The 16,690-nt window shown below is 59.9% G+C and carries 14 protein-coding genes; all 14 read right to left on the minus strand.

Annotated elements, in window-relative coordinates:
* Nucleotides 1-2: 2 nt before the first annotated feature.
* The 14 genes from lpxC to ftsL all read right to left on the minus strand — a co-directional run bounded on the left by lpxC (nucleotide 3) and on the right by ftsL (nucleotide 16,689).
* Entirely contained in the window at nucleotides 3-920 is a 918-nt protein-coding gene (lpxC, locus tag FCS96_RS13725; RefSeq protein WP_138440933.1) for a UDP-3-O-acyl-N-acetylglucosamine deacetylase, read from the minus strand.
* A 233-nt stretch (nucleotides 921-1,153) separates the two neighbouring features.
* Complete coding sequence (gene ftsZ, locus FCS96_RS13730; RefSeq protein ID WP_138440934.1) at nucleotides 1,154-2,311, minus strand: cell division protein FtsZ; 1,158 nt, start codon at nucleotides 2,309-2,311, stop codon at nucleotides 1,154-1,156.
* Nucleotides 2,312-2,408: 97 nt separating this feature from the next.
* Complete coding sequence (gene ftsA / locus FCS96_RS13735) at nucleotides 2,409-3,644, minus strand: cell division protein FtsA (RefSeq protein WP_138440935.1); 1,236 nt, start codon at nucleotides 3,642-3,644, stop codon at nucleotides 2,409-2,411.
* Between the two features lie 35 nt (nucleotides 3,645-3,679).
* Nucleotides 3,680-4,519, minus strand: coding sequence for a cell division protein FtsQ/DivIB (locus tag FCS96_RS13740; RefSeq protein ID WP_138440936.1), 840 nt, complete (start codon nucleotides 4,517-4,519; stop codon nucleotides 3,680-3,682).
* A complete protein-coding gene (locus FCS96_RS13745; RefSeq protein WP_138440988.1) occupies nucleotides 4,512-5,492 on the minus strand; it encodes a D-alanine--D-alanine ligase in 981 nt (326 codons plus the stop codon). Before FCS96_RS13745 ends, FCS96_RS13740 begins: the two co-directional genes overlap by 8 nt.
* A gap of 1 nt (nucleotide 5,493) precedes the next feature.
* Nucleotides 5,494-6,939 carry a UDP-N-acetylmuramate--L-alanine ligase gene (murC, locus tag FCS96_RS13750; RefSeq protein ID WP_138440937.1) on the minus strand — a complete coding sequence of 482 codons (1,446 nt, stop codon included), beginning with the start codon at nucleotides 6,937-6,939 and terminating at the stop codon, nucleotides 5,494-5,496.
* Nucleotides 6,932-8,017 (minus strand): undecaprenyldiphospho-muramoylpentapeptide beta-N-acetylglucosaminyltransferase, encoded by a 1,086-nt coding sequence (gene murG, locus FCS96_RS13755; protein WP_138440938.1) that lies wholly within the window; start codon nucleotides 8,015-8,017, stop codon nucleotides 6,932-6,934. Before murG ends, murC begins: the two co-directional genes overlap by 8 nt.
* Nucleotides 8,010-9,209, minus strand: coding sequence for a putative lipid II flippase FtsW (gene ftsW, locus FCS96_RS13760; protein WP_138440939.1), 1,200 nt, complete (start codon nucleotides 9,207-9,209; stop codon nucleotides 8,010-8,012). The genes murG and ftsW overlap by 8 nt, the downstream gene beginning before the upstream one ends.
* Complete coding sequence (gene murD / locus FCS96_RS13765) at nucleotides 9,209-10,549, minus strand: UDP-N-acetylmuramoyl-L-alanine--D-glutamate ligase (RefSeq protein WP_138440940.1); 1,341 nt, start codon at nucleotides 10,547-10,549, stop codon at nucleotides 9,209-9,211. The genes ftsW and murD overlap by 1 nt, the downstream gene beginning before the upstream one ends.
* A gap of 15 nt (nucleotides 10,550-10,564) precedes the next feature.
* On the minus strand, nucleotides 10,565-11,650 hold the full coding sequence (gene mraY / locus FCS96_RS13770) for a phospho-N-acetylmuramoyl-pentapeptide-transferase (protein ID WP_138440941.1): 1,086 nt from the start codon (nucleotides 11,648-11,650) through the stop codon (nucleotides 10,565-10,567).
* The gene (locus FCS96_RS13775; RefSeq protein WP_138440942.1) at nucleotides 11,635-13,026 is read right to left on the minus strand and encodes a UDP-N-acetylmuramoyl-tripeptide--D-alanyl-D-alanine ligase; all 1,392 of its coding nucleotides are present in this window, start codon (nucleotides 13,024-13,026) and stop codon (nucleotides 11,635-11,637) included. The genes mraY and FCS96_RS13775 overlap by 16 nt, the downstream gene beginning before the upstream one ends.
* Nucleotides 13,023-14,507, minus strand: coding sequence for a UDP-N-acetylmuramoyl-L-alanyl-D-glutamate--2,6-diaminopimelate ligase (locus FCS96_RS13780; protein ID WP_138440943.1), 1,485 nt, complete (start codon nucleotides 14,505-14,507; stop codon nucleotides 13,023-13,025). Before FCS96_RS13780 ends, FCS96_RS13775 begins: the two co-directional genes overlap by 4 nt.
* Before the next feature lie 4 nt (nucleotides 14,508-14,511).
* Nucleotides 14,512-16,251, minus strand: a complete 1,740-nt coding sequence (locus tag FCS96_RS13785) for a peptidoglycan D,D-transpeptidase FtsI family protein (protein ID WP_138440944.1) — start codon at nucleotides 16,249-16,251, stop codon at nucleotides 14,512-14,514.
* Nucleotides 16,252-16,284: 33 nt separating this feature from the next.
* Entirely contained in the window at nucleotides 16,285-16,689 is a 405-nt protein-coding gene (ftsL, locus tag FCS96_RS13790) for a cell division protein FtsL (protein ID WP_138440945.1), read from the minus strand.
* Nucleotide 16,690: the final 1 nt, after the last annotated feature.

Genomic DNA, 16,690 nt, shown 5'->3' on the forward strand with positions numbered 1-16,690 from the left:
CCTTAAGCCGGGGCCGCCAGCACAGGCTTCATGTAGGAGATGGGCGCGGTCGCTTCGTCATCGAAGGTAACCACTTCCCACGCGTCCTCTTCCGCCCTGAGCTTGCGCAGTAGCTTATTATTCAGATCGTGACCGGATTTGATGCCACGAAACTCACCAATAAGGCTATTACCCAGCAGGTACAGGTCACCGATGGCGTCCAGCACCTTGTGCTTAACAAACTCGTCATCGTAACGAAGACCGTCTTCGTTAAGAATTTTGTAGTCGTCAACCACAATGGCGTTATCCACACTGCCACCGAGGGCCAGGTTCATCGCCCGCAGCTTCTCAATGTCGCGCATGAAACCGAAGGTCCGAGCGCGGCTCACCTCTTTTACAAACGAGGTGCTGGAGAAGTCGACGGTTGCGGTCTGGGCACGACCCTTGAACACCGGGTGGTCAAAGTCGATGCCGAAGCTGACCTTGAAGCCTTCAAACGGCAGGAAGGTCGCCTTCTTGTCGCCTTCTTCAAGAGTCACTTCCCGCTTGATGCGGATGAAACGCTTAGCCGCTTCCTGCTCGGCAATGCCGGCAGACTGAAGCAGAAACACGAACGGCCCAGCGGAACCATCCATGATCGGCACTTCAGCAGCGCTGAGTTCCACGAAGCAGTTATCGATACCGAGACCAGCCATTGCCGACAGCAAATGCTCTACTGTCGCCACACGAACACCGTCTTTTACCAGCGTCGTAGACAGCATGGTCTCACCCACATTTTCCGCGCAGGCACGAATCTCGACCATCGGGTCCAGATCGGTCCTCCGGAAGATAATGCCTGAGTCTACCGGGGCGGGCTTCAGGGTAAGGTAAACCTTCTCCCCGGAGTGCAGCCCTACACCGGTAGCACGGATAGTGTTTTTAAGTGTCCGTTGTCTGATCATCGGTTCATTATTCCGTCACAAAATGTCGATATTCTGAGCAAAAATCTGCCCGGAGAATATCAGAAAGTAAGACTGAGTACCATTTAACCAACGCGGCTTTGCGTCAAATTTACAATAAGCCAACGCTTGGTAATCAGCGCACGTTTATCCGGATTAATGGTTCCTTTTTGCTGCTCCAGCTCTCGAATCTGGACCGGCAACAACTATACCCGGATCACACTTGCAACAGACTATCAATCAGCCTGACGTCGCAGGAATGCGGGAATATCGAGATAGTCGACTCCCTGCTCTTCACTTTCCTTGCTCTGGTCAATCGCAACGTTGCCGTGAGACACAGCGCGACGACGCAGAACCGCCGGACGATCTAACTGGTTGTAATCGGTTGTGCCATCGAGTGTGCGGGAGTTGTCCACCACCTTGGTGGGCTTTTCCCGGTCTCCACCGAGGCCAGTAGCTACTACAGTGACCTTCAGTTCATCGGTCATTTCCGGATCAATCACAGTGCCCACAACAACGGTGGCGGAATCGGAGGCAAACTCACGCACAATGTCGCCAACCTCGGAGAATTCGCCCAGGTTGAGATCCATGCCGGCGGTGATGTTGACCAGAATACCCTTGGCACCCTGCAGGTTGATATCTTCCAGAAGCGGGCTGCGCACAGCGGCTTCGGCAGCTTCGCGGGCTCGGTTTTCGCCGGTGGCGCGAGCGGTGCCCATCATCGCCATGCCCATTTCAGACATCACCGTCCTCACGTCGGCAAAGTCGACGTTGATCATGCCGTTGCGGGTAATCAGATCAGCGATACCCTGAACCGCTCCCAACAGCACATCGTTGGCCGAGGCAAAGGCGTCCAGCAGGCTGGTCTTCTTGCCCATGACCGCCAGCAGCTTTTCGTTCGGGATGGTGATTAGCGAGTCGACGCACTCTTCCAGCTCCTTCAGGCCGGCCTCGGCGACGCTCATGCGCTTGCCACCTTCAAAGGTGAATGGCTTGGTAACCACAGCCACGGTCAGGATGCCAAGTTCGCGAGCCACTTCGGCCACCACCGGAGCAGCGCCGGTACCGGTACCGCCACCCATGCCTGCGGTGATGAAGACCATGTCCGCGCCTTGCAGGGATTCTGCAATACGGTCGCGATCTTCCAGGGCCGACTGGCGCCCGACTTCTGGATTCGCGCCGGCACCAAGCCCCTTGGTAATGTTGCCACCAAGCTGAATGATCTGGCGCGCATCCATATCGGTCAATGCCTGGGCATCTGTGTTGGCGCAGATAAACTCCACACCTTCGATGTCGCTGTTAAGCATGTGACGCACGGCGTTGCCGCCGCCTCCGCCTACACCGACGACTTTAATGACAGCGTTTTGCTGGACATTATCGACGAGTTCAAACATTTCCCCTACTCCTTCGTGCTGTTAGTTCAGCCTTTCCAGGCTGTTTTTTCGAGAATGTTTATTCGAGATACCTTCGTTTTCTGCATCCCTGGCTCGGTCAGAACTGCCCCGTAAACCAGGCTTTCATGCGCTCAAACAGCGAGGGTGCTTCTTCACCCTTGAGCACCGGCGCCCGCCCAAGATCCATCTGGCGGAAGCCATGGATCAGCAACCCGACGCCCGTGGCGTAAATCGGGTTGTTGACCACTTCCGTCATGCCCGAGACCGCCTGCGGACAGGCCAGCCTTACCGGCATGTGGAAGATTTCCTCGGCCAGTTCCACCACGCCTTCCATGGTGGAGGAACCGCCCGTGATAACGATGCCTGCCGGGATCATGTCCTCGAACCCTGACCGGCGCAGCTCGGACTGGACCAGCGTGAACAGCTCCTCGTAGCGCGGTTCGACCACTTCCGCCAGGGCCTGACGGGACAGGTCTCTAGGCGCACGATCGCCAACGCTCGGAACCTTGATGGTTTCATCGGCCCCGGCCAGCTGTGTCAGGGCACAGGCATACTTGATCTTGATTTCCTCGGCGTTCTGCGTGGGTGTGCGCAGCGCCATGGCGATGTCATTGGTGACCTGGTCGCCGGCAATGGGGATGACCGCGGTGTGGCGAATGGCACCGCCGGTGAAGACCGCGATGTCGGTGGTTCCGCCACCAATGTCGACGACACAGACACCCAGTTCTTTTTCGTCTTCGGTCAAAATGGCGTGGCTGGAGGCCAGTTGCTCCAGGATGATGTCATCCACCTCGAGACCGCAGCGCTTGACGCATTTTTCAATGTTCTGGGCGGCGTTAACGGCACAGGTCACCAGGTGCACCTTGGCTTCAAGCCGGACACCAGACATGCCCATCGGCTCCTTGATGCCTTCCTGGCTGTCAATCACGAACTCCTGCGGCAGGATGTGCAGGATTTTCTGGTCCGCCGGAATCGCTACCGCCTGGGCCGCATCAATGACCCGATCGATATCAGCCTGGGTCACTTCACGATCGCGGATTGCGACAATGCCATGGGAGTTCAGGCTCTTGATGTGACTACCGGCAATGCCGGCATACACCGAGTGAATACGGCACCCCGCCATGAGCTCAGCCTCTTCCACCGCACGCTGGATGGCCTGGACGGTGGTTTCGATGTTTACCACCACCCCACGCTTGAGCCCCCGTGAAGGATGGGAACCAATGCCCACCACCTCAATGGTGCCGTCCATCTTGCGCTTGCCGACTATCGCAACCACCTTGGATGTTCCGATATCGAGGCCGACAATCATGTTTTCCGTTTCAACCGATGACATGTATCTCACCAAACCGTGGTCTGAATTAACCGTTGCTATGATTTCGGGCCGGAAGCGGCTTGCGCCGCCTTCCATTGCACCGCCACACCGTTGGTGTAGCGGGCATCAACCCGACTGACTTCGTCCGACCGTGACGCCAGTCGGGTTTCATAAACTGTGATAAACCGTTCGAACCTTTGCTCTACCTGATCCCGGCCCAGCACCACTTCGATGCCGTTGGCCAGTTTCAGGGTCCATGCACCACGCTGTTCCAGCGACAAACCTGCGAAGTTCAAGCCATGGCCGACCAGTTGCTCACTCATTGTCTGCGCCATGCGAATGACATCCCGAACTCTCTCATCGGGCCCCGCCAGCTTCGGCAGCCGACCAGCCACCTCCGGATTGGGCGGCAAAAACAGCTCGCCGGTACGGCTAACCAGACGACCATCGGTCCAATAGGCCAATGGCTTCTTTTCGCGAATGTCGATGGCCAACCGATCCGGCCAGACCCGGCGCACAGCCGCTGATTCAACCCAGGGCCGACGCTCCAGGCTGTCCTTGATCTCCGACAGGTCAGTGGCGAAGTAGCTCTTACCAATCCAGTTGCCGGCAGCACGTTCAATCGCAACTTTGCTGTCACCCATCAACTCGCCATTCACGTCGACCGCCAGAATCTGCTGATCCATGGCTCCCAGCACCTTGCCGGTGCCCCAGGGCACCAGCGCTGCAAGCAGTACGATTACTGCCCCCATGCCAACCTGTAACCAGGGCACGGTGGCCAGCACTGCCTTCAACACGCCAAACCGGTCCCGCTCCGGGCCGAGGGACGTAGCCCCCCGGCGCCGCGGGGGATCGGACGGTTCCGCCCGACTCCGGATCAGCAGTGTCTCAAGCATCGCTACCCTCCTTGGTGTTACAAACCAGGGTGTCACGGAGTATCCGGACCACCAGCTCCTCAAAGCTGATGCCCGCCGCCTTGGCCGCCATGGGCACCAGGCTATGGTCGGTCATACCTGGCACCGTATTCACTTCCAGCAACCAGAACTGACCGTCGTCATCCTGCATGATGTCGACACGTCCCCAGGTCCGGCAGCCCACCACCCGGAACGCATCCAGAGCCAGCTGCTGCAGACGGATCTCGTCGTCGGTCGCCAAGCCACAGGGAATCCGGTACCGGGTGTCGTCGGCCAGGTACTTGGCGTCGTAGTCGTAGAACACGTGGTCAGTGCTCAAGCCAATGGCCGGCAGGGCCCGGTCCTGAAGCAGGCTGACGGTGAACTCCGGCCCTTCAATCCACTCTTCCACCAATACCAGGGTATCCAGCACCTCGGCTTCCTCGTAGGCTTCTACCAGCTCCTCGGCGGTGTTGACCTTACGGATGCCGATGCTGGAGCCCTCGCGGGACGGCTTTACGCTTAATGGCACCCGCAGCTCCGCCACGATTTTCTCTGCTTCATCGGCAGACGACATGGTGCGGAACTTCGGTGTCGGCAGACCACAGCCCTCGAACACGTACTTGGTGCGTAACTTGTCCATGGCAAGTGCCGACGCCAGCACTTCACTCCCGGTGTACGGAATCTCCGCCTGGGCGAGAATCGCCTGGAGCGTGCCATCCTCGCCACCGCGCCCGTGCAGGGCGATGAAGACCCGGTCAAAATCCGGAGCTTCCACGGTCTTCAACAGGCAACCACGGACATCCACGGCAAAGGCATCAACGCCGGCGGAAACCAGGGCCGCAAGCACGGCCTTTCCGCTTTTCAGGGACACGTCCCGCTCCGCGGAATCTCCCCCCATGAATACGGCCACGCGCCCCAGCGCTCGCACGAGTTCAGGGGGTGCCTGATAGGGCTGGGGTTCGGGATGTTGCATGTCACTCACTGGCAATTACTCCTGCTGCGGCCAATCTGGCCGCCACACCACCAATATCTCCGGCGCCCTGAGTCATCAGCAGGTCACCGTCCTGCAGCACGTTCGCCAGCAGGCTTTCGATTTCGTTGTTGTCTTCCACAAACATCGGCTCAACCTTGCCCCGCTGCCGGATGCTCCGACAGAGAGCCCGGCCATCAGCACCGGGAATGGCGGCTTCACCTGCTGAATAGACATCCATCAGCAACAGGCCGTCGACTTCAGACAGCACCCGCACGAAGTCCTCGTACAGGTCGCGGGTACGGCTGTAGCGATGGGGCTGATAGAGCATCACCAGACGTCGGCCCGGCCAGGCATCGTGGGCAGCGCGGATGACCGCCTCCACCTCGGTGGGATGGTGGCCGTAATCGTCCACCAGGGTGATGTTGCCCTTTGGCGTCTGGTAATCACCGTAAACCTGAAACCTGCGCCCGACGCCGGCAAAACTTGCCAGGCCCTTACAGATAGCGGCGTCGTCCACACCCTCGTCGGTAGCCACGGCAATCGCCGCCACCGCATTCAGGACGTTATGGCGACCCGGCATTTTCAGTTCTACCGACAGATCGGACCGGCCACTGGGGCGCTTCACCACAAAGCGGGTACGCAGGCCGTCTGATTGAATCTGTTCCGCGCGGTAATCCGCCTCCGGGTTGTCGATTCCGTAGGTGATGATGGCGCGGGAAATGCGCGGAATAATTTCGCGGACGTAGGCGTCGTCCACACACATCACGGCGACCCCATAGAACGGCAGGTTATGCAGGAAATCGACGAAGGTCTGCTTCAGCTTCTCGACATCACCGCCGTAGGTGTCCATGTGATCGGCTTCGATGTTGGTCACCACCGAAATCACCGGTGTCAGGTGCAGGAACGAGGCATCGCTCTCATCGGCCTCCGCCACCAGATAACGGGAACCGCCCAGTTGGGCATTGGTACCGGCGCTGTTGAGCTTGCCACCGATAACAAAGGTGGGATCCAGCCCGGCTTCGCCCAGCACTGAGGCAATCAGGCTGGTGGTTGTGGTCTTACCGTGGGTGCCTGCCACTGCAATGCCATGGCGATAGCGCATGATCTCGGCGAGCATCTCGGCCCGCGGTACAATCGGCACCCGGCGACTGCGGGCAGCAGCCACTTCCGGGTTGTCCGCTGATACCGCGGTGGACACGACCACCACATCGGCCTTGCCACTGTTCTCGGCACGGTGGCCAATGTGCACTTCAATACCCATGGCTTCCAGGCGCTTGGTTACCGCTCCGGATTTCAGATCGGAACCTGAAACGTCGTAACCCTGGTTCTTGAGCACTTCTGCGATACCACTCATACCGGCGCCGCCAATACCCACGAAATGGATGTGGCGGATACGGCGCATTTCCGGCACCTGGTAAACCAGCGGCGGATTAGTTGGGTCAGCCATTGGCGGCCTCCAGACAATAATTCACAACTCTCTCCGTTGCATCGGGGCGGGCCAACGTGCGCGCGGCCTTCGCCATGTTGATTACGCGGGTCCGGTCGCGTCCTAGATCAGCCAGGGTCTCTGCCAGGTTTTCCGGGGTCAGCCGGGTCTGGGGAATCAGCACCGCCGCTCCGGCCGCGACCATCTGCTGACCGTTCTTGGTCTGATGGTCATCAACCGCGTGGGGAAAGGGCACCAGAATCGCTCCGACCCCAGCCGCGCACAGTTCAGACACCGTCAGCGCTCCAGCACGGCAGAGCACCAAATCGGCCCAGGCATAGGCCTCGGCCATATCCTTGATGAAGGGCTCGACATTCACATCCAGCCCCTGCTGTTCATAGGCGGACCGGGCCGCCTCCAAATGCTTTTCACCACACTGATGACGGATGACCGGGCGGTCAGCCTCGTCCATTGCCGCCAGCGCTTCCGGCACTTGCCGGTTAAACACCTCGGCACCGAGACTGCCACCCACAATAAGTACCCGCAGCGCTCCCTCGTGCTCGGTCATGCGGTCTTCCGGCGTAGGTAGCCGGGCCAGATCCTGGCGCACCGGGTTGCCCGTGCAGCGGGTAACCACACCGGCACCGAAACTGCCCGGGAAGGCCTCCAGCACAGTTTCTGCAAACCGAACCAGAATCCGGTTGGTCATTCCGGCAACCGCGTTCTGCTCATGAATCACCAGCGGTGTCCGGGTCAGCCAGGCCGCAACGCCGCCCGGGCCGGTGACGAAGCCACCCATGCCGACCACGCAGTGGGGACGAATACGGCGCATGATGGTGAACGCCTCGCCCAATGCGCGCATCAGACGAAATGGTGCTTTCAACAACGCCAGCTTGCCCTTACCGCGCAGTCCGGAAATATGGATTAGCGACAGCGGGATGTCGGTATCGCCGATCAGTCGCTGTTCCATGCCGCCGCTGGCGCCCAGCCAGAACACCTGATGGCCCTGTGCCTCAAGCGCCCTGGCCGTAGCCAACGCAGGAAACACATGACCACCGGTGCCACCGGCCATCATCAGGAACCGACGTTGCTCACTCATAGGCAGCGCCTCCCCGGGTTCGGCGACCGGTCTTTTCGCCGGCCAGACGAACTTTGTCCAAACGCTCCATTTCCACTCGAGCCAGAACGCCAATACTCACGCACATAATCATCAAACTTGAACCGCCATAGCTCACCAGTGGCAGGGTCAGGCCCTTGGTCGGCAGCATGCCGGTACTGACCGCGATGTTGATGGTTGCCTGCAGACCGATCAGCAGCGTGATGCCGTAGGAAAAGCAGGCACCAAAGGGCATATCTGCTTTCTCTGCCCGGCGGGCAATCACGAAGCCGCTGACCACCAACAGAGTGAACAGGGCCAGCACGATCAACGATCCCAACAATCCGAATTCCTCGGCGATAATCGCAAACACGAAGTCCGTGTGGGCCTCGGGCAGATAAAACAATTTCTGGATCGAGTTGCCGAGCCCGACACCGCCCCAGTCTCCCCGGCCAAAGGCGATCAGCGACTGGGTCAGCTGATAGCCGCTGTCGAACTGGTCTTTCCAGGGATCGAGATAACTGACCACCCGCTTCAGTCGATAAGGCTGGGTCAGCACCAACAGCGACCCCAGCACCACCAGGATCACAATCAGCGGCACGAACCGGCTGAGCCGGACGCCACTGAGGAAAATCATGCCGGCGGCGGCCGATACCAGCACTACCGTGGCACCAAAATCCGGCTGAATAACCAGCAACACCGAGGCAACCCCCAGCACGACCAAGGGCTTGAGAAAGCCTGGCCAGGTGTTCAGCAACTCGTCCCGGCGGCGCACCACGTACCCGGCCAGATAGGCAATCAGGCACAACTTGGCGACTTCCGAGACCTGCACGTTAAACAGGCCAAACGGGATCCAGCGAGTGGAGCCGTTGACGGTCCGCCCCAGCGGCGTCAACACCAGCACCAGGGCCAGCAGTCCAACCCCGAGCAGTAACCAGCCACTACGTTCCCACCAGGCAACCGGCACATTCACCGCCACCAGGGCCATGCCGCAACCCAGCGCGGCAAACAACAACTGGCGGATAACATAGTGGTAGCTGTTACCCATGGTCTCGGCCGCCATATCCATGGACGCCGAGGAAATCATCACCACCCCCATCACCAGTAGCGCCACCGAGCTGATCACCAGCATCGGCAGCGGCTGGATTTCACCCAGCCACTGATGTCGGTTTGGTGCGGCGACTCCGGTCTGCATCAGAGCGCCTCCACTAATGCGCGGAACTGCTGGCCGCGATCGAGGTAGTCGCGGAACATATCGAAGCTGGCGCAGGCCGGTGAAAACAGGACCCGGTCGCCAGTCTGGGCCAGCTTACCGGCGGTTGATACCGCGTCCGCCAGCGTTTTGACCTGATGACACTCAACACCGGTACCCACAGCGTCGGCAATCAGCCCGGCATCGCGGCCAATCAGCACCAATGCCCGACAATGCAACAGTGCCGGCGCCTGCAACGGTGCGAAATCCGCACCCTTGCCCTCACCGCCGGCAATCAGCACCACCTTGCCCTGTTCCGGCGCCAGGCTTTCAATCGCCGCCACCGAGGCGCCAACGTTGGTGCCCTTGGAGTCGTTGATGTAGTCAACACCGGCTACCTGACGGATAAATTCGCAGCGATGCGGCAACCCCCGGAACTTGCGTGCCACCTCCAGCATCACATCCATCGGCAGTCCGGCTGCGCGGCCAAGGCCGAGGGCCGCCATCACATTGCTGACGTTGTGGTGCCCCATGAGTGACAGTTCACTGGTTCGCAGCAGATTGTCGAAGCCAAAGGTCACCCAGGTTCCGTTGTCATCGTCGCGGGTACTGAAGGTCTCCGGATTGACCCGATGGAATCCGTAACAGATGAACTGCAACCCTTCCCGTGCCATTGGCGTGCTCAAGGCATCGTCCAGATTCACCACGGCGGTTTTGCAGCCCTGGAAGATGCGTTGCTTGGCCTGGAAATAAGCCATTTTGTTCGGGTACCGATCCATGTGGTCGTCACTGACATTCAGCACGGTGGCCGCCAGTGCATGCAGACCCTCTGTGGTTTCCAGTTGGAAGCTGGACAGCTCCAATACATAGAGGTCAGCGCCACGGCCAAGCAGATCCAACGCCGGCGTGCCGATGTTGCCACCCACTTCGACCTTGCGACCGGCTGCCAGAGCCATCTCACCGACCAAGGTGGTAACCGTAGTTTTCCCATTGGAACCCGTGATAGCCACGATCGGCGCATCCGCAGCTTCGGCGAACAGGTCAATATCGCCCCGAATTCGGGCGCCGGCCTGTGCGGCCTGTTTGATCGCCGGCTCTGCAACGTCGATACCCGGGCTAACAACCAATTCGTTGAAGCCGGAGAACAGGTCCGCATCGAACGGCCCCAGGTGAACCGGCACATCTGGCCAGCCTGCGCGCAACTCGTCCAGGCCAGGAGGCGCTTCGCGACTGTCGGCAACCGCGATATCCCGCCCCTGCTCGGACAGATAGCGCACGCAGGAGAGCCCGGTTTTACCGAGCCCTACTACCAATGTGCGACGATCCGAAACAATGACGCTCATAGACGATGCCAACCCTTAGCGTATTTTCAGACTGGCCAGGCCAATCAGGACCAGAACCACGGTGACCACCCAGAAGCGCACGATTACCCGCGGCTCAGGCCAGCCTTTTAATTCAAAATGGTGGTGCAACGGCGCCATACGGAAAATCCGCCGACCGGTGAGGCGGAACGAGGCCACCTGCAGGATCACCGACACCGTCTCCATGACGAACACGCCACCCATGATGAACAGCACGATCTCCTGGCGGACCACCACTGCAACCACACCCAGCGCGGCGCCGAGAGCCAACGCGCCGACATCGCCCATGAAGACCTGGGCCGGATAGGTGTTGAACCAGAGGAAACCGAGCCCGGCACCCACGATCGCACCGCAGAAAACAATCAGCTCACCGGTTCCCGGCAGGTGAGGAATCAGCAGGTAGTTGGCGAACTGGGCGTGGCCGGACAGGTAGGCGAAAATCCCCAGTGCACCGGCGACCATTACCGTAGGCATGATCGCCAGGCCATCCAGGCCGTCGGTGAGGTTCACCGCATTACTGCTGCCGACGATGACGAAATAAGTCAACAGGATGAAAATGACCGGGCCAAGTGTCAGTGATACCTGCTTGACGAACGGCACATACAGGGAGGTTTCCTGGGGCATCGACGAGCTGAAGAACAGGGCGATAGCAGCCGCGGCACCAATGACCGACTGCCAGAAGTACTTCCAGCGCCCCGGCAGACCACGGGGGTTGCGCTCCACGACCTTGCGGTAGTCGTCGACCCAGCCGATGGCCCCGAACAACAGCGTGACCGATAGGGTGATCCAGACGTAGCGGTTACTGAGATCGGCCCACAGCAGCGTGCTGATACCGATGGCCACCAAAATCAGGGCGCCACCCATGGTCGGCGTGCCAGCTTTGCTCAGATGGGTTTGCGGGCCATCGTCGCGTACTGCCTGGCCGATCTGGTACTGGCTCAGCTTGCGAATCATCACCGGTCCGATGATCAGTGAGATCAGCAGCGCCGTGAGGGTACCCAGGATCCCACGCAGGGTCAGGTACTGAAACACGGTCAGTGCCGAGAAATATTGTGATAGAACCTCTGTCAGCCAGAGCAGCATGAGTTATTCACCTTGTCTTTAATTCCCTCTACCACGCGATCCATGGCAGAACTGCGGGACCCCTTCACCAACACCGTCAGCGGCGACTGCTTCGCGCTGATCACAGCGTTAACGGCGTCTTCGTGGGTCTGATATACCTCTGTCGCTGCACCAAAGCCCTCGGCATAGCCTTCACAGCCAGGGCCAACGGTCAGCAAACGTTCAATCTGTTCAGTACGGGCGAATTCACCCACTTCCCGGTGCAGGGCCTTGGCCTGCGGGCCCAGTTCGGCCATGGCGCCGAACACGGCGATGCGTTCGCCCGGCTGCTTGGCCAGGACACTGAGCGCTGCCTTCATAGACGCCGGGTTGGCGTTGTAACTGTCATCAATGACAGTCAACCCTGGCGCGAGCTCGATATTCTGCAGGCGGCCCTTAACCGGCGCTAACGCCGCCAGTCCGGCGACGATGGCCTGATCATCAGCACCCAGCTCCCGGGCGGCGGCAATGGCCAGCATGGCGTTGGTCTGGTTGTGCTCACCCGCGAGTGCCAGGCCTACGGTGCAACTCCATCCGTCTGGCCCGATGACCTGGAACGCCTGACCGAGTGCCTGCGATTGAACCGCTTTCACGCCGTAATCGGCGTCGGTGCGGCCCTGCCGGCTGACACTGACCACGCGGCGATGCCCTGCCCGCGCCTGCCATTGGTCAAAGGCGGGGTCGTCGCGGTTCAGCACTACCAGACCGTCATCTTCGACACCTTCGATGATTTCGCCCTTGGCCTGGACAATGTTCTCGTAGCTGCCAAATCCTTCCAGATGCGCCGAGCCAGCGTTGGTCAGCACCACAACCTGGGGCCGGGTAATGGCCACGGTGTGGGCAATTTCGCCCAGCCCGCTGGCGCCCAACTCAATGGCGCCATAGCGGTGTTCCGGTGCCAGCCCAAACAGGGTCAGCGGTACGCCAATGTGGTTGTTCAGGTTGCCACTGGTGGCCAGTGTCGGACCCAGTTGCGCGAGGATTGCCGCGGTCATTTCCCGAACGGTGGTCTTGCCACTGCTGCCGGTCACGGCCACCAATCGGGCGGTGCTTTCGTTGCGATTGCCACCGGCCAGCTGGGCCAAGGCGTTAATGGTATCGGACACCACCAGTTGCAGAAGGTCCACGGTGGCGTCCGCCTCATCCACAACGGCGGCCACCGCACCACGGTCACGGGCCATCTGCAGGAAGCGGTGACCGTCAAAATTATCTCCCCGCAAGGCGACGAACAGTTGCCCCGGCCCAATTGACCGGGTGTCCGTGGAAACGCCAGTAAACTGGACTCCCTCAAGTCCTGGTCTGGCGCAGGTAGCACCGGTCCACTGCTGGGCTTCCGCCAGCGAGAAGGCGCGCATCATGCCACACCACCATTCAGGTTCAAGCCGTGCTGGACCTGCTCTGCGTCACTGAACGGAATTTTCTGACCGGCCACTTCCTGGTACGCCTCGTGGCCTTTTCCTGCAATCAGAACCAGATCGTCCGACGTCGCCATCTGGATCGCCGTCTGAATGGCTTCTGCCCGGTCGTGAATCACCGACGCCCGATCCGGGGCGGAAAAGCCGGCCACGATATCACTGGCAATCACGACGGGATCTTCGCTGCGCGGGTTGTCGTCGGTAACGATGACGATGTCGGCCTGCGTTTCTGCCTCGCGCGCCATTTCCGGGCGCTTGCCACTGTCCCGATCGCCGCCACAACCGAACACGCAGATCAGGCGTCCGGTCACGTGGGGGCGTAGGGCCGCCAGAGCGTTGGCCAGCGCATCCGGGGTGTGGGCGTAATCCACCACAACCCGGACACCATTGGCGCCACTGAACTTTTCCAGCCGGCCCGGAGGTGGCGTCAGGCTACTCACCGCCTGCTGCACCCGCTCAATGGGCACACCCAGACTCAGCACGGTTGCCATAGCGGCCAGGACATTGCTGGCGTTAAAGCTACCCATCAAGGGCACGGCGATGTCGAACGCTCCCCACTGGCCATCCACAGTCGCATCAAAGCCTTCATCCGTGGGTCGGAAAGACTTCAGCCAGAGTTCGGTCTGGGCTTCGTGGAGACTGTAGCGAACCCGGTCGCACTGACCGTCGAGCTGGTCAAACAGCTGCCGCCCAAATGGGTCGTCAAAATTGATCACCGAGACGTGCACGGCTTCCCGGTCAAACAGGCGCGCCTTGGCTTCGCCGTACGCTTCCATCGAGCCGTGGTAATCAAGGTGGTCACGGGTCAGGTTGGTGAATACCCCGGCGACAATGGTCAGACCATCAACCCGGCCCTGGTCCAGGGCATGGGAAGACACTTCCATCACCGCGGCGCGGCCGCCCTGAGCCAGAATGCGGGACAACATACGGTTGATCTGCACCACGTCTGGCGTGGTGTGGGTCGCCGGTTGCAATGCGCCGGGCATGCCGTAACCGAGCGTACCCAGAACACCGCAAGGCGTTCCGGTATCTTTCAGCAGCGCCGCAATGTATTGGCTGACCGAGGTTTTGCCGTTGGTGCCGGTAACACCAATCAGGCGCAGACGCTGGGACGGGTGTTCAAAGAACCGGTCCGCGATTTCGCCCAGACAGTCACGCAGGCCCACCACCGGAACCAGCAAGGCACCCTGAAATTCCGAGCATTCACCCGGTTCGGACGATTCCAGCAGCACCACCGTCGCGCCCGCGGCGATGGCCTGTTCGAGGTAATGATCCGCAGGAGTCTTGGCGCCAGCAAGGGCGACAAAGGCATCCCCGGACTTCACCGTTCGGCTATCCGTTTTGAGCCCGTGAATGGTCACGTCGAACACCGACGGCACGGACACAATCCCCTGTAACAACGTGCTGAGTGATGTGATGCACATAGGCCTACCCTCGCTCCCCGGCTGTCTTCACCGGCGCATTCGCGCCACCGACTTCCAGTTCCGGCTTCACATTCAACAGTCGCAATGCGTCACTCATGACCCGGGCGAATACCGGCGCAGCAACTTCACCACCGTAATATTCGCCGGACTGAGGCGCATCCACCGCTACAACCGTGACAATTCGGGGGTTATCGATCGGGGCCATACCAGCAAAGATCGCCTTATATTGGCTGTCCTCGTAACCCTGCTTTCCAACCAGGTGAACCGTTCCGGTCTTGCCGCCAGCGGAGTAAAAGCCCGGCTGGGCGCGCTTACCGGTGCCACGGGAAACCACTTCCCGAAGCATGTTCCTGACTTCGTAGGTCACCTTTTCTGAGAGTACCCGCTGTCCCACAGGTTCCCCGTCCAGCTTGATCAGGCTCAACGGATAACGGACCCCACCATTGGCAATCACCATGTAGGCCTGGGCTAGCTGCAGAGCGTTGACGCTCATGCCGTAGCCGTACGACAGCGTTGCCTCCTCAACCGGACGCCATTTTGGCGGTGACGGCAGCACGCCAACTGCCTCGCCAGGGAAGCCGATACCCGTTGGCTGTCCGAGCCCGAGCCGGCTGTAGAGGTTTCGGATGGTGTCACCACCAATGTCGGTGGCAATCATGCTTATGCCGACGTTGCTGGATTTGGCAATGATATCGGTGAGGTTGATCGCACCATAATTGCGATGATCACGAATGGTGAATCGACCAAACCGGCGATAGCCGGGTGACGTGTCGATAGTGGTGTTGACTGAGTAATCGCCGGACTCAAGCGCCGCCGCCATCGAGATCGGCTTCATGGTTGAACCGGGCTCGAACAGATCGGTAATCGCTTTGTTTCGGAGATTTTCCGGGGCCAGTTGGCTGCGATCATTGGGGTTGTAGGAGCCCTGGTTCGCCATCGCGAGCACCTCGCCGGTATCCACATCCAGCATCACCAGGGTTCCGCCCCTGGCACTGTGCGCCTGAACCACCGCCTTAAGCTCCCGATAGGCCAAATATTGAAGACGGAGATCAATGCTGAGCTGAAGATTGTGGCCGGGGCTGGCATCACGAATAAGGGTCAGGTCCTTGATAACCCGACCACGGTTGTCCTTGAGTACGCGCTTGCGACCAGATTCCCCGGACAGCCATTGATTATACGCCAGCTCCATGCCTTCCTGCCCGCGCTCATCAATATTGGTGAAGCCAACAATGTGAGCAGTCACTTCCCCGGCCGGATAATAACGACGGTACTCCTGACGGGAATAAACACCGTCGATATCCAGCGCCATCACTTCTTTAGCAAGGCCAGGCTGAACCTTCCGGCGCAGGTAGATGAACTCACGATCGGCGTAGGTTTCCAAGCGTTCACGAAGCCCGGCCTCGCTAATATTGAGTAGCCGGGAAAGGTTGGTCAGGCGGGCCTCACCTGCATCCATCTCGGAAGGGTTAGCCCAAAGAGTCTGAACCGGAGTACTAACTGCCAGCGGCTCACCGTATCGGTCAGAGACTACGCCGCGATGGGCGTCAATGGACTCGACGCGAATGGTTCGAACGTCACCCTGCTGACGCAGAAAATCGTTATCAACGATATGCAGATCAACCAAGCGCCAGCCAAGAGCTACGACCACCAGCAGAAAAACGCCCAGCACGGAGCCATAGCGCCAGGCCTTGAGGCCGGACGCCAATCGCTGGCTCCATGTTTTCTGCGTTCCCTGACCGGACAAATCAATCACCCTGACGGTTGTTGTTTTCGTTTATTAGCGTGCCAACGCCGGCGACATCAGTGGTACCAGAACGATATCCTGGCGCCCTGGAACGACCATCCCGAAACGCTCCGCTGCAAGCGTTTCGACCCGGCCATGGGCACTCAAGGCACTCTGCTCCAGCAACAACTGGCTCCACTCCCGCTGATAGCGGTCGCGCTCGCCCTGCAACTGGGACAGCGTATTGAATAGCTCGCGGTTCTCATGGGCGCTGACCACGACGCCAATGGATGAGGCCACCAGCAATGTCACCAATGCCATTGAAATCATGACATTGCGCTGCCGCGTGGCATCAAAAACCTGCCGAGAAATCCGCACGGCCGTGGCAACACCCACACGCATCCGCTGCTTGTTGAGCTTGACCGCTTTAACTGGCTGTTCGATTGCTACCGCACCCATG

Origin of the sequence: Marinobacter alexandrii (assembly GCF_005871205.1) — a bacterium.
In the GTDB taxonomy this organism is placed as follows: domain Bacteria; phylum Pseudomonadota; class Gammaproteobacteria; order Pseudomonadales; family Oleiphilaceae; genus Marinobacter; species Marinobacter alexandrii.